General features: G+C 53.5%; 18 protein-coding genes. 11 read left to right on the forward strand and 7 right to left on the reverse strand.

The window, feature by feature from the left end:
- Positions 1-3: 3 nt before the first annotated feature.
- Together htpX and HBA55_RS25100 are read right to left on the reverse strand one after the other, a co-directional pair.
- Positions 4-897 (reverse strand): protease HtpX, encoded by an 894-nt coding sequence (htpX, locus tag HBA55_RS25095; protein ID WP_166997081.1) that lies wholly within the window; start codon positions 895-897, stop codon positions 4-6.
- Positions 898-1,225: 328 nt separating this feature from the next.
- Positions 1,226-1,504: a TfoX/Sxy family protein gene (locus tag HBA55_RS25100; RefSeq protein ID WP_166997083.1), complete on the reverse strand. Its 279-nt coding sequence runs from the start codon at positions 1,502-1,504 to the stop codon at positions 1,226-1,228.
- A gap of 114 nt (positions 1,505-1,618) precedes the next feature.
- On the opposite strand from HBA55_RS25100, the gene HBA55_RS25105 reads away from it, so the two are divergent.
- The 4 genes from HBA55_RS25105 (at position 1,619) to HBA55_RS25120 (ending at position 4,656) form a co-directional block, all read left to right on the forward strand.
- On the forward strand, positions 1,619-2,311 hold the full coding sequence (locus tag HBA55_RS25105; protein WP_166997085.1) for a M15 family metallopeptidase: 693 nt from the start codon (positions 1,619-1,621) through the stop codon (positions 2,309-2,311).
- 89 nt (positions 2,312-2,400) lie between these two features.
- Positions 2,401-3,231: a serine O-acetyltransferase gene (gene cysE, locus HBA55_RS25110; protein ID WP_166997087.1), complete on the forward strand. Its 831-nt coding sequence runs from the start codon at positions 2,401-2,403 to the stop codon at positions 3,229-3,231.
- Positions 3,232-3,301: 70 nt separating this feature from the next.
- Positions 3,302-4,354, forward strand: a complete 1,053-nt coding sequence (locus HBA55_RS25115) for a GGDEF domain-containing protein (RefSeq protein WP_166997089.1) — start codon at positions 3,302-3,304, stop codon at positions 4,352-4,354.
- 74 nt (positions 4,355-4,428) lie between these two features.
- Positions 4,429-4,656, forward strand: a complete 228-nt coding sequence (locus HBA55_RS25120; protein WP_166997091.1) for a hypothetical protein — start codon at positions 4,429-4,431, stop codon at positions 4,654-4,656.
- 7 nt (positions 4,657-4,663) lie between these two features.
- Here HBA55_RS25120 and HBA55_RS25125 read toward each other — a convergent pair whose 3' ends face one another.
- Positions 4,664-4,915, reverse strand: a complete 252-nt coding sequence (locus HBA55_RS25125; protein ID WP_166997092.1) for a hypothetical protein — start codon at positions 4,913-4,915, stop codon at positions 4,664-4,666.
- Positions 4,916-5,039: 124 nt separating this feature from the next.
- On the opposite strand from HBA55_RS25125, the gene HBA55_RS25130 reads away from it, so the two are divergent.
- Positions 5,040-5,807 carry a hypothetical protein gene (locus HBA55_RS25130; RefSeq protein ID WP_166997094.1) on the forward strand — a complete coding sequence of 256 codons (768 nt, stop codon included), beginning with the start codon at positions 5,040-5,042 and terminating at the stop codon, positions 5,805-5,807.
- A gap of 181 nt (positions 5,808-5,988) precedes the next feature.
- Here HBA55_RS25130 and ppa read toward each other — a convergent pair whose 3' ends face one another.
- Entirely contained in the window at positions 5,989-6,537 is a 549-nt protein-coding gene (gene ppa / locus HBA55_RS25135; protein WP_166997096.1) for an inorganic diphosphatase, read from the reverse strand.
- A gap of 247 nt (positions 6,538-6,784) precedes the next feature.
- On the opposite strand from ppa, the gene HBA55_RS25140 reads away from it, so the two are divergent.
- From HBA55_RS25140 to HBA55_RS25160, 5 genes are all read left to right on the forward strand, one after another.
- Positions 6,785-8,806: a sodium-translocating pyrophosphatase gene (locus tag HBA55_RS25140; protein WP_166997098.1), complete on the forward strand. Its 2,022-nt coding sequence runs from the start codon at positions 6,785-6,787 to the stop codon at positions 8,804-8,806.
- A gap of 178 nt (positions 8,807-8,984) precedes the next feature.
- Positions 8,985-9,578, forward strand: a complete 594-nt coding sequence (msrA, locus tag HBA55_RS25145) for a peptide-methionine (S)-S-oxide reductase MsrA (protein WP_166997100.1) — start codon at positions 8,985-8,987, stop codon at positions 9,576-9,578.
- Between the two features lie 326 nt (positions 9,579-9,904).
- On the forward strand, positions 9,905-11,134 hold the full coding sequence (locus HBA55_RS25150; RefSeq protein WP_166997101.1) for an NADH:flavin oxidoreductase: 1,230 nt from the start codon (positions 9,905-9,907) through the stop codon (positions 11,132-11,134).
- Positions 11,135-11,273: 139 nt separating this feature from the next.
- Positions 11,274-12,032, forward strand: a complete 759-nt coding sequence (locus HBA55_RS25155) for an SDR family oxidoreductase (protein ID WP_166997103.1) — start codon at positions 11,274-11,276, stop codon at positions 12,030-12,032.
- 29 nt (positions 12,033-12,061) lie between these two features.
- Positions 12,062-13,813, forward strand: coding sequence for an FAD-binding protein (locus tag HBA55_RS25160; protein ID WP_166997105.1), 1,752 nt, complete (start codon positions 12,062-12,064; stop codon positions 13,811-13,813).
- Positions 13,814-13,822: 9 nt separating this feature from the next.
- Here HBA55_RS25160 and HBA55_RS25165 read toward each other — a convergent pair whose 3' ends face one another.
- Positions 13,823-14,428 carry a TetR/AcrR family transcriptional regulator gene (locus tag HBA55_RS25165; RefSeq protein WP_166997107.1) on the reverse strand — a complete coding sequence of 202 codons (606 nt, stop codon included), beginning with the start codon at positions 14,426-14,428 and terminating at the stop codon, positions 13,823-13,825.
- Between the two features lie 94 nt (positions 14,429-14,522).
- Positions 14,523-15,680 carry a helix-turn-helix transcriptional regulator gene (locus HBA55_RS25170; protein ID WP_166997109.1) on the reverse strand — a complete coding sequence of 386 codons (1,158 nt, stop codon included), beginning with the start codon at positions 15,678-15,680 and terminating at the stop codon, positions 14,523-14,525.
- A gap of 326 nt (positions 15,681-16,006) precedes the next feature.
- Between HBA55_RS25170 and HBA55_RS25175 the strand changes: the two genes are divergently transcribed.
- On the forward strand, positions 16,007-16,897 hold the full coding sequence (locus HBA55_RS25175) for a sensor domain-containing diguanylate cyclase (protein ID WP_166997111.1): 891 nt from the start codon (positions 16,007-16,009) through the stop codon (positions 16,895-16,897).
- Here the strand turns inward: HBA55_RS25175 and HBA55_RS25180 are convergent.
- Positions 16,894-17,301, reverse strand: coding sequence for a hypothetical protein (locus HBA55_RS25180; RefSeq protein WP_166997112.1), 408 nt, complete (start codon positions 17,299-17,301; stop codon positions 16,894-16,896). The two genes, HBA55_RS25175 and HBA55_RS25180, sit on opposite strands and share 4 nt — an antisense overlap.
- Positions 17,302-17,674: the final 373 nt, after the last annotated feature.

Genomic DNA, 17,674 nt, shown 5'->3' on the forward strand with positions numbered 1-17,674 from the left:
ATATCAAGCGGTTTGCTGCAGGGCGGCAATGCGCTCGGCCAGGGGAGGGTGGCTGGCAAACAATTTGGACATCTGTTGTTTGAAACCGCCGCTGATGCCGAAAGCGTAAATGCTGTCGGGCATGGAGCTGGGTACCTGGGCTTCCACTTCCATCTGCAGACGCTGCAGGGCGCCAATCATGGCGCTGCGGCCGGCAAGCCGTGCACCGGCCTGGTCGGCACGAAATTCGCGGTAGCGGGAGAACTTCATAACAATAATAGAAGCCAGCACGGCCAGGATCATCTCGGCCACAAAGGTTGCGATATAAAAGCCGATACCGTGACCCTCTTCATTTTTGAGCAGTACGCGGTCCACCAGGTGTCCGATAATACGGGCGAAGAACATCACAAAGGTGTTCACAACACCTTGGACCAGCGCCAAAGTCACCATATCGCCATTGGCCACATGGCCAATTTCGTGCGCCAGCACCGCACGTACTTCATCGCGACTGAATCGTTGCAGTAGCCCGGCACTCACAGCCACCAGGGCATCGTTACGGTTCCAGCCGGTGGCAAAGGCATTGGATTCCTGAGCGGGGAAGATGCCTACTTCAGGCATTTTGATGCCGGCGTCACGGGACAGTTCGGCAACGGTTTCCAACAGCCATTGCTCGCTGGCGTTGGACGGAGTTTCAATGATTTGGGTGCGAGTGCCGCGCTTGGCCATAAATTTGGACAGGAACAGCGAGATCAGTGAGCCGCTAAAGCCAAATACTGCACAGAAGATCAGCAGGTTGGTGAGATTTAGCCCGGTACCGCTCTGGTCCAGGTAGGAGCCAACACCCAGTAAATTGAGGGTGATGCTGGCGACCACAATCACTGCCAGGTTGGTGAGTAAAAACAGACCGATTCGCAACACTGAAGCTTTCTCCTAAATATCGGTTAAAAACAAGGTATTCAGGTAAGTAAGATGTGTGCCTGTGACAAAAATTCAATGGGAAGGGGCGATCGACGGGTAAAGAATTGAAAAAAAGCCACCCCAATCGGGGTGGCTCAACAACCGTGATTAGCCTGTTGGGAAGTCAGACTTCCCGAGGAGAGAAGGTCATGAGAACCTTGACTCAGCGTTTCTTGCGAAACGTGTTGCTAATAATACTCGTTCTCATTTGAAAGTCAATAAGAATTATTCTCATTTTTAGAAAATGTTTGATCGTCATTAAGGTTGGGAAAATTGTATTAACAGGTGGTCAGCTGACGTTAGCTAGCGCACCTTCTGCTTCCATGACCAGACGTTCTTTCAGATCGGGCTCCAGGTCGTTCCAATGAACCTCCATGAGTGCCCCCTGAAGGGCGTACAGCATTACCTTGGAAACATGGATACCACGAGTTTTGATTCGGATGTAGGCCTCAACGGCCCCAACTTCCTTCAGGTCTTCATAAGAATGAACACCTACCGCATGCAGGATATTCACTGAGGCGGCCCCCAGATTTTTAAGCTGGAGCAAATCACTATGACTGTGCGTCATAACGTCGAGTCCCCAAGTTGACAGTGTTATTGTATTTATTGTTTCTAATTTCAGCGCTATAGGCCTGATTGTTATAATACATGCTTATCCAGGCATGGCAAATTCAGGAGTATTATGGCCTCCCAGGACCTTTTTGAATTGCTCACGGGGCAAACCGAGCGGCATCTTGTGCCCTGCTGGAGCGGTCACCTTGTACACGCACAGGTGCTGCCCGCATTGGAGGAGTTGCGTCAGGCCGCGATGCAAGCCGGGTTTGAGCTGGCCATCGCCAGCAGCTACAGAAGCTATCAACGACAGCTGTCTATCTGGAAAGCCAAAGCAGCTGGACAGCGGCCGCTATTCGCGGACAACGGCACTGCCCTGGACTCTGCCGACTTGAGTGAAGAGCAAATACTGGAGCGGATATTGCGTTGGTCGGCGCTGCCTGGAACCTCTCGCCACCACTGGGGTACGGATTTGGATGTTTACGATGCGGCGGCGATGCCAGCGGACTATCAACTGCAACTGACGCCAGAGGAGTGCGAAGGTCTATTCAAAGCATTTCATGGCTGGTTGGATGACTGTATCAACAGTGGTGACAGCCACGGTTTCTTCCGACCATTTGACCTGGATCGGGGTGGCGTCGCCCCGGAGCCCTGGCACCTGAGCTACCGCCCTCTGGCAGATTCTTTTGCGCGATCATTTGATTTCGATGCTTTCCAACGCCTGATGGCACAGGGAGAATGGCCATTATTGGAGTGGATAAAGCCACGCGCACAGGAAATTTACCAACGCTATGTGGCGCCGGAGGGCGCCACTCTATGCTAAGCTCCATTGGCTAAGGTGTTACCTTTATTCGCATAGGTGATATCTGCCAAATCTTGGCATTAGTCCTGTTGATTGAGTGAACGTAAGCTATGAATACCCCGGACTTGAGCATTCAGAACCTGCAGGCGCCCGCGGAAGACTTTATCTGGCAGGCGATTCGAGCGGAGGCCGAAACCGCCAGTCGTGAAGAACCGGTGCTCGCCAGCTATTATCACGCGGCAATTTTGAATCATCCGTCTTTCGAGGCTGCCATCAGTTTCCATATGGCCAATAAACTTGATAGCTCTACCGTACAGGCCATGACGGTTCGAGAAGTCTTTGAAGAAGCACTGTCAGCAGACCCCGGCATCGGTGTCGCCATGCGTGCGGACATCAAAGCTTATAAGGATCGCGACCCCGCCTGCGACAAGTTCACTATGCCGTTCCTCTACTTTAAGGGCTTTCATGCACTGCAGGCACAGCGAGTTAGCCACTGGCTTTGGCAGCAACAGCGGCAGCCACTGGCACTGTATCTCCAAAACCAGATCTCCCAAGTGTTTGGTGTCGATATTCATCCGGGAGCCCGTATTGGTCAAGGCATTATGATTGACCACGCCACCGGTGTGGTGGTAGGGGAAACAGCAGTGATTGGGGACGATGTTTCCATGTTGCATGCGGTGACATTGGGGGGCTCAGGCTGCCAGGGCGGTGATCGTCATCCCAAGATTGGCAGCGGCGTTTTGATCAGTGCGGGTGCAAAGATCCTTGGTGGTATCACGGTGGGTGACGGTGCCAAGGTTGGTGCGGGCAGTGTGGTGCTGGAGTCGGTTCCCGCTCACACTACAGTTGCGGGAGTGCCTGCCAAAGTGGTGGGGCGACCCCAATGCGAAGCGCCCGCGCTCAATATGGATCACCAGCTGGGTGAGGACGCTCAACAGTGAGTGTCAGTCCAGGTCATCATTATCAACAACAAGAAGCAAGAAGAACTATGGGCAGTCAGGAGAACAAGGGTTGAATTCCACTCAGGATGATGCGCTGATGCAACTGGCGATGCAGCGCCTGGAATCCGCGCTCGAAAAAATGCGCGAACATGCAATTCCTGCTACACCCGAGAATATCATGGTGTGGTATCACTATGTGGTCGAGGATATTCCTCAGCTCAATAGTGAAGTGGACCGTGTTATCAATCGTGAGTTGGCGTTTACTCCACAGATCTGTCATCAGCTCTACCATCGCTTTTTCACCGAAGTGGACCGGCGCAAAATGGATCTGCTGCGCGATGCCATCAGGCAGTTGATTGCCCACTTTCTGGATCATATACATGTGCTCAGCGATGGTATTACCGACTATGAGCAGGTGCTCAACGATTGTGCCGAGAGCCTGCGTGGCGAGCAGGATGAGGCGTCGTTGGTGCAACTCGTCGATAGGCTCTTACAGCATTCCCAAAAAGCCAAAAATGTCAGTTGCAAGGCTCGCCAGAAAATCGAAACCTTGAATGAAGAGGTTAATCAGCTGCGCAATACGCTGCAGGAGTTGGAGCGCAGTGCTTTGGAGGACGCGTTGACGGGGATCGCCAATCGCCGTGCGTTTGACCAGATATTTGAAGAACAGGTCAAGCTGACCAAGACCACGGGGCGCGGATGCTGTTTGCTGTTGCTTGATATTGATCACTTCAAAGTCTTCAACGATAAATATGGCCATCAATCCGGTGACAAGGTGTTGCGATTTGTGGCGTCCATTCTGAAAAAAATGATCAAAGGACAAGACTTTGTTGCCCGGTTTGGCGGCGAGGAGTTCGCTGTCCTATTGCCCGCTACTGAGTACGGCGGGGGAATGGCTCTGGCGCAATCCATTGCGAATCGCATTGGCGGTACCAAGCTAACCATTGGCTCCAACCAGGAACCGGTGGATCCTATCACGGTATCTATTGGCGTCAGTTGGTGTCGTAAAAAAGACACTGCAGACACGCTATTCAGCCGCGCGGACGCCAGCCTCTACCAAGCCAAAGAATCCGGCCGCAATAAAGTGGTGGGCCAGCAGGATCTGAAGGCTTCGGCGGTTTAACGTCAATATCGAAGATGAGCACTGGTGTGAAGCCAGTGCAATACAGCTTGCCGACTCTGTAAGATATTACCCAAATGCTGAAGCTGAGTGAGATTGGGCCGGTTGGTCTGCTGAAGCTCTGTGATGCGCCGACTGAGTTCACCGACTTCCTGCTGCAATTGTTTTTCGAGCAAAAAACAGCTCACCTTGTGGTCACCAAAACAGAGAGTTTTAGAGCGCTTGTTAGTGGCGTACGCGTTGGCATTGTTTATCACGGTCAGGTCCTTCCGGGCCACGTCGTTGTTTTTACCTTCAAACTCTGATCATCTTTCAAGACTGCCGGCGCCCGTCAGACTTATCTTCTTGTTCACCAGAGTTGTAATCAGACAGCCATTTCAATACTGATCGGCGATTTTCCAACATGTCAGCATAGGTTTTTCGCACGAGTGTGCTGCCGGGGGGCTGGTTTTCCAGCATCTCAAGTCTTTCACTGAGAAACGCGATGTCTTTTTGCAGTCGCTGAGTGATGGCTTCAAATTTGACGGATTGATTGTCGATAACGAGGGAAGGGGATCTGCTCATCTGTTGACCGCTCCTTGTCTTCTGTCCATTAAGGGCAGTATGGAACGGGGCCTGAAAATTGGCCAGTGGGGAATGTCTCCAAAGCGTGTGAGATTTTGCGGACAATGGTGCTATGATGAGTGACATGAGCGAATCTTCCAACCAACTCTTCGATATCGTTTTTCGTGGCGATATTCTGCCCGGTCAGCAGCTTCTGGAGGTCAAAAAGCGCTTGGCCCAGCTATTTAAAGCCGACGAGCAGAAGATCAATAGTCTGTTTACCGGTGCGGCCATCCCGCTGAAACGCAATCTGGAAAAGTCGGCTGCAGAACGCTACCAGGCAGCATTGCGCCAGGCGGGTGCCGACGTTCAGGTGGCGCCAGCGGGCAAAATACAGGCAAAGAAACCCGCAAGGCGACCCGAGCGCAAGGAGCCGGCCCAGCGCAAGGCGGGAACCACCCTCAAAGAGCGACTTGCGGCGCAAGAATCCCAGCAACAAGAAACCCGTACAGGGGCCACAGCCCCGGAAGCGGAGACAACGGAAGCCGGGGCTCAAGAGACTGGAGCATTCACACTCGCTCCGGCCGGCGCTGATCTGCTGAAGCCTTCAGAACGCGCCCAGGATGTGGAGAAGGAACTGGATTTGAGCGCCTTCTCACTGCGAGAAAATGAAGGTTTTTTGGTGGACCCAGCAGAGATCGATCGTCCAGCAGAGGTTTTGGTCGCGGATCTCGACGCCGAACTGAGTGAGCCGGGTGCAGATCTGTTGTCTGAGGAGGAGCGCAATATTCTGCCATTACCGGAGATAGAAGTGCCGGACGTCGATCTGGCTCCCACCGGCAGTGATCTGGGGCAACTGAAGGATGACAAAACCCCTCTGAATCCGGATATCAGTGGCCTGTCGCTGGAGTGAAACCATTGCTGCTCCCGGTACAGCCCAGGCAGCCCTCTCTTTGAGCTGCGCTCGATTCACCTTGTACCCCCAGGGCACCCGCACCATTTGCACTTGTATTCGGGTATATATTGCACCCCTGTAAATAAAAAAACCGCGCTAAAAAGCGCGGTTTTTTTATGGGGCCAAAAAGCCGACAGCATTAGAAATGGGGCTTGTCCTTGGCGTTGTTGAAGTTATCAGCCGCATCGGAGATTTCCTTGCGCGCTTCTTCGGCGTTGCCCCAGCCGTCGATTTTCACCCACTTGCCTGGCTCCAGATCCTTATAGTGCTGGAAGAAGTGAGAAATCTGGTCCAGCGTCAGCTGCGGCAGATCGTTGATGTCCTCTACGTCTTTGTAGAGTGGCGTCACCTTCTCATGGGGAACGGCAACGATTTTCGCGTCTTCGCCGCCGTCATCGGTCATTTTCAGAACGCCAACCGGGCGGCAACGGATCACAGCGCCAGGTACCACGGCCAGGGGCATTACTACCATCACGTCTACGGGGTCGCCGTCACCGCACAGGGTGTGGGGTACGTAACCGTAGTTGCAGGGGTAGTGCATGGCAGTGCCGAGCATACGGTCGACGAAGATTTCGCCTGAGTCTTTATCGACTTCGTACTTGATTGGGTCGCCGTTGAGAGGGATTTCAATAATAACGTTAATGTCGCTGGGCAAGTCTCTGCCTGCTGAGACGTGATCGTAACTCATGATCTGGGTTCCACCGGTGGTCTTTAAAGAGGCGGCGATTTTACCGTCATTTGGGGTGTCGCTCAATCAAACCAAGGTCGTAATGCGGAGGAAGGGTGGCCTAATCGGCACTGTTATTTCTTGAAGGAGTACCTGCTGTTGCATAGACTGAAAGCAGGCGGTCAGATTTGTACCGCGAGGATGCAGTTCCCTCCCCGGCCGTCAGGGCCCGCTACAGTGGGCAAACGATAATAATTTGGGGGTTTTTATGGATATGCTGTTCTTGCCACCGATTCTCGGCGGCGTGGGGCTGCTCGCAGCCTTTATTCTCTATGGTATTGTCAAGCGCTACCCGGCTGGGGAGGGTCTGGTCACGGAGATTTCCGATGCCATCCACCAGGGGGCCATGGTGTTTATGCGCCGTGAGTACTCGATTCTGTTCGGCTTTGCGGCCCTGATTACCGTTTTTCTGTTTATTGGCTTCCAGAGCTGGCGCACGCCGGTCGCCTTTATTGTCGGGGCCCTGTGTTCGGCGACAGCCGGTTATGTGGGCATGTATACGGCCACCAAGGCCAACGTGCGCACCACGGTGGCGGCGGCCAATGAAGGGCAGGCCACGGCGTTGAGCGTTGCCTTCTTTGGGGGCTCCATCATGGGTATGGTGGTAGCCTCAATGGGGCTGCTGGGCCTGGGTGGGCTCTACCTGTTATTCGGAGCCGACCCGGAGCATGCCGAAGCGATTCACGGATTTGGTATGGGTGCCTCAACGGTGGCGCTGTTCTCCCGCGTAGGTGGCGGCATCTTCACCAAAAGTGCGGATGTCGGTGCAGATCTGGTGGGTAAGGTCGAGGCCGGCATTCCGGAAGATGACCCCCGGAACCCCGGCGTAATCGCCGACAATGTGGGCGACAACGTCGGTGATGTCGCGGGCATGGGCTCGGATATCTTCGAATCCTACTGTGGCTCCATGATTGCCACCATTGCCATTGCTTCCACCATGGCAATTGGATCGGTGGAGTTGCTGGGAGGGGATCGAGGCCAGCTGATGTTCGCCCCATTGGCCCTGGCTTCCGTCGGGTTGGTCTGCTCGATTATGGGTATTTGCCTGGTGCGCATCGCATCCTCTAAATCGCCGGAGGTGGCGCTCAGGGCTGGTACCATCGGGGCGACGATTCTGTTTGTTATCGCCGCCTGGGGGCTGATCTCCAGCATGGGTATATCCAATAATGTCTGGATGTGTGTGGTTTGTGGTGCCGTTGGCGGCATGGTCATAGGGTTGGTCACTGAATATTACACCGGTGGCAAGCCCGTGCGCCTGATCGCCGAAGGCGGTGAGACCGGTCCGGCAACGGTGATGATTTCGGGGCTGGCTGTGGGAATGGAGTCAGTGGTAGTACCGGTGCTGATGATCGCCGGTATCATTTATACCACCAGCGTGTTGTTGCCGGTGGGTGCCGGTGTCTATGGTGTCGGTATCGCAGCGGTTGGCATGCTGGCGACAGTGGGTATTACTATGGCGATCGATGCCTATGGCCCCGTGGCGGACAACGCTGGTGGTATTGCTGAGATGGCTGAAATGGGTGAGGAGACGCGAAAAATCACCGATGGCCTCGATGAAGTGGGTAACACCACGGCAGCAATTGGTAAGGGCTTTGCTATAGGTGCCGCAGGTTTGGCGGCACTGGCCATTATTGCGGCCTATATTGAGACGGTGACCCACCATGTTCCGGGCTTTAGTCTGAATATTTCCAATCCTGTGGTGTTGATGGGAATGTTCCTGGGCGGGATCTTCCCCTTCCTGGTGAGTGCCATCACCATGCGTGCGGTGGGGGATGCGGCTTTTGACATGATTAAAGAAATCCGCCGTCAGTTTAAGGAAATCCCGGGGCTGATGGAAGGCACAGCCAAACCGGACTCCGGCCGCTGCGTGGATATTGCTACCCAAGCAGCACTGCGGCGTATGGTGCTTCCGGGGGCGTTGGCCGTCATCGCACCTGTGGTGGTGGGCTTTGGAATAGGTCCCGCCGCTCTTGGCGGCATGCTTGGCGGCGCTTTGATCAGCTGTGTTCTGTTGGCTCTGACGATGGCCAATGCTGGTGGGGCCTGGGATAACGCTAAGAAGTATGTGGAAAAGGGCAATCTTGGCGGCAAGGGTTCTGAAGTACACAAAGCGGCGGTAGTGGGTGACACCGTTGGCGATCCGTTCAAGGATACCAGTGGACCGGCAATGAATATCCTCATTAACGTGATGGCGATTGTGAGCCTGGTGATTGCACCGCTGCTTTCTTAAAAAGCCTCCTTCGACCTATCGAATAAAAGCGGCCACAGGCCGCTTTTATTTTTCTGAACCTTCTCGGAGATTACCAGTCATACTGCCTAGTGTAGTGTATCCGAAGTTCGTCGAAAAATTCTGGGCCAGTTTTCAACGAATTGACCGAACAGGTTAGTGGATGATTTGAGGAGTCTTTATGGGGCAGTTATTTCGATCATTGGCGGTAGGTTTTTTCCTGCTGTTAACAAGCAGTGTCGGCGCAGCCGCTACTGCAAAAGCGACTTTCGGTGGTGGTTGTTTCTGGTGTATGGAGCCGCCCTTTGACAAGCTGGATGGCGTGTTGGAAACGATCTCCGGTTTCAGTGGCGGGCATGTCAAAAACCCTACCTACGAGCAGGTGGTCAGAGGCAATACCGGTCATACTGAGGTAGTGCAGATAACTTATGATCCTGAAAAAATCACTTACGCAGAGTTGTTGGAAGTCTTCTGGCGCAATGTAGATCCGGTGGATGCCGGGGGGCAGTTTTGTGATCGGGGGCATTCTTATCGGCCGGTGATTTTTGTTCATGACGAAGAGCAGCGACGTTTGGCGGAAGCCAGCAAGAGCAAGATTTCCAAAGGTTTAAACCACAAAAACCTCACTCCCATAGAGCCCTTCAAGGCGTTTTATTCTGCCGAGGATTATCACCAAAACTACTATGTAAAAAATCCTGTGCGCTACAAATACTACCGTTACCGCTGTGGTCGGGATCAGCGTCTGAAAGATCTTTGGGGTGCGCCCAAGGCTTAATTTAAGCGGTTTCAGTTTCTTCAATTGCGGGCCACTGTTTCAGACGCTCGCTGACCATTTGATCAGGCTGGTGCATTGCCAGTTCCACATCTCCTGTCGCACCAATCATTGGCGCTGTTTCCGACGGCGACGATCTGAGCATTCTGCCCAATAGCTTTTGACCAAAACGCTTATCGCAACCCCGGTCCGACACCCCTGTAGACAGAAAAGTCATTTACTTGCTGAGTTTGAGTGCGTGAACTCATCTTTACACCGCTCATCATTGACATATGTAGTCGTGTTGCATAACTTATGCAGTGTAACTACATAAGTTTAGTGAGGCCAATATGAACCAATCAGGCAGTCACCAGTTAACCAGTCAACACCTGCAACGGGCATTTGAGCCCGCCCGACTGGGAAGCCTGGAGTTGCGTAATCGGGTGATTAAAGCGGCAACCTACGAAGGCAAAAGCCCAGGGGGTATTCCTGGCAAGGAGCTATACGAATTTCATCGCGAGATTTGCCAAGGCGGTGTCGGCATGACCACGATTGGTTACTGTACTACAGAAGCCGATGGTCGAATTAGCGAAGAAATGATGTTCCTGGGAGACGAAGCCCGAGAGCCACTCAAGCAGATGATTACCGAGCTTAAGCACACGGGAGCGCGTATTTCCGGCCAGATGACTCACTGCGGTCACTTTTCCAAGAACCGAAATCTACAGCGGCTAAAGCGCCCCAAAGGCCCCAGTCCGCAATTCAATAACCTTGGTATGGCGGTGGGGATGTTCTGGACGGATGCCATGACAGAACGGGATATCGACACGCTCGTGCAAAGCTACCATGACGCCGGAGTGTATATGAAAGAGGTAGGATTCGATGCCGCAGAAATTCACTTCAGCCACGGCTACGGATTGAGCCAGTTTATCAGCCCCAAAACCAATCGCCGCAATGATCGCTATGGGGGCAGCCTGGAAAACCGCATGCGTTTGCCATTGCGGGTTCTGGAGGCCGTGCGCAAGGCGGTGGGAGACGACTTCCCGATACTCGGGAAAATGGGGCTTACCGATGCGGTAAAAGGTGGTCTGAGTGAAGACGAAGCGGTAGGTGTAGCCAAGATGCTTGATGCCGGTGGTATTGATGCCCTGATTACCAGCGGCGGAACCAGCAGCTATAACGTCATGCACATGTTTCGGGGTGATTCCATCGCTGAGGGGATCGCCGATATGCAGCCCAATGCTCTGATGCGATGGCTGTTTCGACAGATGGGGCCGAAGATCTTCAAACAGTATCCGTACAAAGAACTCTATTTTCTGGACGGATGCCGACGGGTCAGAGACGTGGTCAAAAACGCGCAGATGGTCTATATCGGCGGCTGTCACACGCTGGAAAGCCTGGCTCAGGTCATGGCAGAAGGTATCGACTTTGTTCAGTTGGGCAGGCCCTTGATACGCGATCCCGCTTTTGTGAACAACGCTATGGCGGCTCCGGACACCTACCACAGTGGTTGCACCGAATGTAATCGCTGCGTCACCACCATTGAGGCTCCCGGGGGCATAGTCTGTCATCTTCGTCAATAACAGGCAGCATAACCCTGTGGACTGTCTGTCAGGACCAGCGGGGTCTTGCCCATAGTCCGAATGTGCGATGCCGGTTTTGGTCGGCTGTCGATAGCATGTTGTCAGTATTCAATCTGATCGAACATGCTTGAGGGTACCTATGAGTCAGCGAGTGGAAGGTAAGGTTGCCGTTGTAACGGGCGGCAGCCGTGGTGTTGGTCGGGCAGTGGCCAAACGACTGGTGCAGGAAGGAGCCAGTGTTATTGTCACTGATATTAACGCTGAAGCAGGGGAAACCACTGCGGCTGAAATTGGTGCGCGTTTTGTTCCCCAGGACGTTGCCAATGAAAAGGACTGGCGGCAGCTGCGGGAGCTGCTGGAAGGTGAATTCGGCAAACTGCACATCCTGATTAACAACGCGGCCATGCTGCGCAGCGCGAACCCGGTGGAAGAAACCTTGGTGGGTTGGCAGCAAATGATGCGGGTCAACGCCGACAGCGTATTCCTTGGCATCAATACCCTGTTACCGCTGCTGGCGGCCAGTGGTGGTGGTTCGATTATTAACATGTCTTCTTCGTCTGCACTGATGGGGATGCCCCATTTTTCTGCCTATGGTGCCGCCAAGGCAGCGGTGCGCGGCATTACCATGAGTACAGCGGTCTACTGCAAGCAAGCCATGAATGGCGTGCGCTGCAACACTGTCCATCCCGACGGCATCAACACGCCTATGATTCAGGATGTCGCCTCTGATCTACCTCCTGCCGATGAACAGTCCGCCATGCGCGCGGTACCTTTTATGTGCGAACCGGAAGATATTGCCAATACACTGTTGTTCTTGGCGTCGGACGAGTCCCGTCACATCAATGGCGCTGCGATCTGCGTCGACAATTCCGCAACCATTCATCCGCCCCATATGTAATTGGGGCCAACTCTGACAAAGGGGAAACCATGGCAGATAACATCAGTGATGTTGTAGTGGTGGGTTCTGGTGCAGGCGCAATGACTGCGGCCATCAAAGCCCATGACCAAGGCATGTCCGTTACCATGATCGAAAAGGCAAATGTCTACGGTGGCACCTCCGCAATGTCCGGTGGTGGCATTTGGGTGCCCAATCATGGCAAAGCGTCAAAGATAGAAGACTCGCCGGAAGATGCCTGGACATACGCCCGTGCGCTGGTGGAAGACTCTGTCAGCGACGTGCGATTGAAAGCCTATTTGGAACGCGCCGCTGAAATGGTACGTTACATGGAAGAGCACACACAGCTCGAAGTGGTGCCCCAGGACATTTATCCCGATTACTATCCTGATTTGCCAGGGGCCAAAACAGGAGGTCGAACTCTGGACCCCAGTCCATTTTCCGGCAAAGCACTTGGTGATGAATTCAAGCGAATGCGCCAGCAGCATCCTCAGACGCTGGCTTTAGGTCGCTACGCTATCACTATGGCTGAAGGTCGGCGGATTTTCAGTAAAGAGCCAGGCAGTATGATGGTCATGCTAAAGTTGATGGCCAATTACTGGACGAATATTGGCGCGCGATTAAAAGGCAAAAGAGACTCTCGCCTGGCGCTGGGCAATGCCCTTATTGGTCGTCTGAGGCGCTCCATGATGGATCGCAATATTCCTCTCTTGCTCAATACGGCATTGGTTGATCTGATTCTGGATGGTGAGCGCGTCGTAGGTGTAAAGATAAGACGGGACGCAGAATCTGGCGCGGACGAACCTCAGGAGCTCTATGCTCGCCAGGGCATTATTCTCGGGGCGGGCGGGTTTGAACACAGTCAGGAGATGCGTGAGAAATACTTGCCTCAGCCCACGAGCAGTCATTGGAGTGCAGGTAACCCCTGCAATACCGGTGACGCAATTCAAGCTGGTCTCAAGTTGGGGGCTCAGACTTCTCTGATGGAGCACGCCTGGTGGGGGCCGGCGGTCAGGGTAAATACAGAAGCGGTTGCGCGTGTTCTTTTTGCTGAGAAATCGTTACCGGGTTTGATTTTCGTCAACAGTCGGGGCGAGCGCTATGCAAATGAGGCGGCGCCGTATCAGGATTACGGCCCTAACTGCTACCGGGCTCATGGCGGTGAAATCAGCTCGATTCCGGCCTACGCTATTTTTGATGCAAACTACCGCCGCAAATATATGCTGGGCCCCATGATGCCGGCGGCGATTACTCCGGATGCCCTATTGCCGAAATCCCTCAAACAAGGTTTCTATCATCGAGCGGATACCCTTGCAGAACTGGCGCACAAGATTAATCTGCCGGCAGACAAACTGACTGCTACCGTCGAAAGGTTTAATGGTTTTGCCCGCAATGGCGAGGATAGGGATTTTCAGCGTGGTGGTAATCTGCACGACAAATATTACGGCGATAAAACCTGCGATCCCAATCCGTGTCTGGCTCCCTTGGAGAAAGGGCCTTTTTATGCAGTACGTGTTTATCCCGGTGACCTGGGTACCAAAGGTGGCCTTCTTACGGATCAGCATGCGCGGGTTCTGGATCAGAAAGGTGACGTTATCAAAGGTCTTTATGCCATTGGCAACACTTCCAGCTCTGTGGTCGGCAGTACCTATCCGGGTGCCGGTACGACCTTAGGGCCTGCCATGACGTTTGGTTATCTGGCGGCTTGTCATCTTGGCAGCGAGTTTCGTGGTGAGGCAAGCGCAGGCGACACGACCCTTGCCACCGAACTTATGGATTGTTGATACACTACACTAGTTATCACTTTGACTGGTGAGCTGGGTCATTAACCCGGTAACCAGCTCATCGGCTTGTCGACGTGCGTTGTGGGGCTGTTTGGCGGTGGCAATCATCATGCCGGCCTCGCTAAGGGCGGCTGTCAGCATTCGAGCCGCCAGTTGAGCCTTAAACGGTGGCATCTTACCAAAGTAGCTTTGCAGAGATTTCTGCGCACTCTTCGCAACGGCACTGTTGTTCCAGTGCTCACGACCAAGGATATTGGGACCATCGATCAGTACGATTTGGCAAAACGCCGGATCTTTACACAGATCGAGAAACGCCCGCCAGCGCCGCAGCATCGGGTGGAGGCTGGAATCCGGGCCGGTTTCTCTATAGGTCGCCAGGATTCTTGCTTCCATGACTTCTACCACGGCTCGAAACAGGGTCTGTTTATTGTCAAAATAATGGTAAATCGGTCGGATGGTGACACCGCAATCGCGGGCAATATCTTCCAATGCAGTTTGCTGGTAGCCGTGCTTGCCAAACAGGCGAACGGCACTGTCCAGCACTGCGGATTGGGTTTCTGCCCGGCGTTGTGCCTGTGTACGGCGAGTCGTGGAGGGTTTCGATGGTTGGGCCATAAGTGCTCACTGTGTCAACTTGTGTAGGGTCAATACATAACCCGTGTAACACAATTACATATTTTCTCTGTGCACGCCAGCGAACCAAAGGGAGCTAGCTGGTAGAGGCCAGGCTGGTGAGTACGAGAGATACCAACATGGATTGCTGGGTGACGCCGGTTTTGGCGAAAATGGAGCGCAGGTGAGCCCGAACGGTGTTCTTTTTGATATCGAGTTCTTCGGCAACGTCGTCCATGGTGTTGCCTTCCGAGAGCAGAATAGCGATGGTGGCTTCTGACAGGGTCAGTTGGTAGAGGTTCATCAGCAGTCTTACCGAGATCTCCAGATTTTTTTCCGGGTCTTGCAGAAAGATCATGAGCTGCGGTGCGGATTCGGATTCACTGTGCCGATCCGACGGCATGGGTTTGACCATCAGCTGATAGTCCAGTAAGCCGGAGGTGCGGGGGACGGACAGTGCATTGATGGGGGCGCGTTGACGGTTGCGTTTGGCATTCAGGGCGTCTTGGATAAAACCCTTGAGTTTGTCGTTGAGTGCTGGGCTGTTGGTTAACAGTTGGTTGTTGGTACGGCTGAGGGCGTCGCCGTTGGCGATGTATTGTTCGGCGGTGGTGTTGAGTTGCAGTATTTCACCGTTTTTGTCCAGGGTGATGATGCCAATGGAGCGCTTGGAAATAAACTGGGCATAGACCTGTCGCTCGGAGGCCAGTTGCTGTTGTTCCAGGCAGAAGGCAACGGCATTGGTGAGATGGGGTCGCAGCAATTCCAGAAAGGCTTTTTCTTGTGCTTGGAACTGTCCCTGTTTCTGCGTTCGGGTGAAGCGAATGGAGACCCGGCTGCCATTGCTGCTGATCCAATCCCATCCGGTGATATAGTCAATTTCCAAGGGTTTTAGGAACATTCGATAGTAGTCGTTTTGCTCCAATTCGCTGCGGGGTATTATGTCGTCCAGGGTCATAATACGATCTATAGGCAAGTTGATGAGGGGGTCCTGGGCAAAGAATTCTCCGCTGTATTCGTTTTCGGTGTTGTCCAGTACGTTGAGGCTTTCGCCTCCGCTGGTAAACATCAGGCCCGGGTCTGTGGGTGTTGGTTGGCGCAGGATCAATGTGGAGTACTGGAGGTTGAGAAGGTCTTTGATTTCCGCCAGAAACCCCTGCCAGGGGGCACTGTCCCGAGCGCCGCGATAGAGACAGTCCAGCAGTCGACTGAAGGTTTCCAGGCTGATGATTTGGGTGTTAGCGTTCTCGGGCATAGGCTGTTCTCTGCCGCAGGCGGTTACTGTTATCGGTACACTACACTGGAGTTCAGTATTGGTTGTAATACTATGCGTGCATGGGTGAGCTGACCAGTGACATTAACAATTATTATCAGGACCTGATGTGAGGCTCTTTGGGGTTATAGGGAAGGAGTTTAGAGAGTCCGGACGCGGTTCAAAGCCAAGGGAGGACAGGTTATAATTCACGCCGATTCAGCAATTGGCGCGCCAAAGGTCCTATTTTAGGGGAGGGAGTGGCCCTTCGGCGGGTAATGCGTGAAGACAACAGATTCAAGGTAACAGGTTTAACAAGAAGAACAACCATGACCGAGATAACTGCGAAGGGACTGCAAAACCTTGTGTCCATATGTCCGGACCCTGTGATAGGGGTGTCCCGTGACGGCACGATTAATCATTTTAACGGTTCGGCGTCCCGACTATTGGGCTACCCTCACGATAAGGTGGTGGGGCTGGTCAATATCGCCAGCCTCTACGGCAGCCGCGAAACTGGGCGCGCTATCAAACGCGCGATTCATGGCGAAGACTGGGGAGGTCGCGGCAAGGTCGAAGGATACGAAACCTGCCTGATGACGTCGGACGGACGCCAGCTGCCTATCAGGCTTTCTGCAACACTGTTACTGGATAATGACGAGGAAATTGGCAGCATTGGTTTCTTTCATGATATGAGTGCCGCCAAAGCCATGGAGTCTCGCTTGCGTCAGTTGAGCATTACTGACGATCTCAGTGGTCTCTATAACGTACGTCATTTTAACATCACTCTGGAAGACGAACTCATACGCAGTCGCCGCTACGGCCGACCGCTCAGCCTGATGTGCCTTGATATGGACAACTTTAAGCAGGTCAATGATCTGATGGGGCACCAGGAAGGCGACAAGGTTATCAGCGCAACCGCATCGACCCTGCGCAATGCACTGCGCAGTGCGGATCTGGCCTTCCGTTATGGTGGTGATGAATTTATGGTCTTGCTGCCCGAAACTCAGATGGGTGAAGCGGTTGCCTTGGGTGAGCGCATCCGACGGGCAACTTGTAAATGCATCACCGGTACAGACAGCTTGTGTGTGGATTTGAGTGTGAGCATTGGCGTGGCGGAGTACGATATGCAGGAAGACGCCGATGCCTTGATGCGACGCGCTGATCAGGCCATGTACAGCGCTAAACGCTGCGGAGGCAACGCATTGCATTGCAGCCATTAATTGGTGTCCGGGCGTGTCCGGGGTGTAAAACTGGCTCTTAAGCGCTGGTTGTAAACACCGACTCCCGTGCGAATATCAAATTGTGCCTGGCGGCAGCGCCCCTTCGCAACCGCACGGAAGTACCGCTGGTTTACTTCGAGCACCTCACATTCTGTTGCGTTTACAAATATATGATCCCCGGGTTGCAGGTGACTGAAATCTGAAGAGGCTTCGGTATTTCCGGGTCGAGTCCTGGAATCCAGTGATATTTCCATCCGCAATTGTTGCAGGCGTTTCTCGTATTCCTGGTTGATATTCTGCATGGAGAGGAGGTCGCCGCCGCGATCGGGATGATGAAGAGCCGCCAGACGACGGTAATGATGCTTTAACTCCCGCAATGATTGTGCGGACGCCATATCGGCCATAGGTTTCTGCTCCCCCCGGTTGCAGAAAGCGGCAGCGCATTGCCGCTCAAGTGTTCAGTTCCAGGCTTTCTAAGCCAATCTGTGTTCTATTGGCTTGTTTGTTTGCCTGATTTTGCTTCTGTCCAGTAAGAGAGCAGGAACTGTGCCATCGACCCAACAACGAGCCTATTGTTAGGGGGATCGACGGGCATTGTCAACGCTTACTAACCTTTAGCGAAGCTGAAGGGATGATTTGCGTGCCACTGCAGAATAACGATGTTTCCCGGCGGGGTTGGGGCGACATTGCGTGATTGCTGTTAGCATCGCAGGTAGACTGGCTTGCCAGTGGTGGCATTTTATCTACAGTTAATGGAAAGATCCGCGGCAATCAGAC

This window comes from Pseudomaricurvus alkylphenolicus, assembly GCF_011683955.1.
Lineage (GTDB): Bacteria > Pseudomonadota > Gammaproteobacteria > Pseudomonadales > Cellvibrionaceae > Pseudomaricurvus > Pseudomaricurvus alkylphenolicus.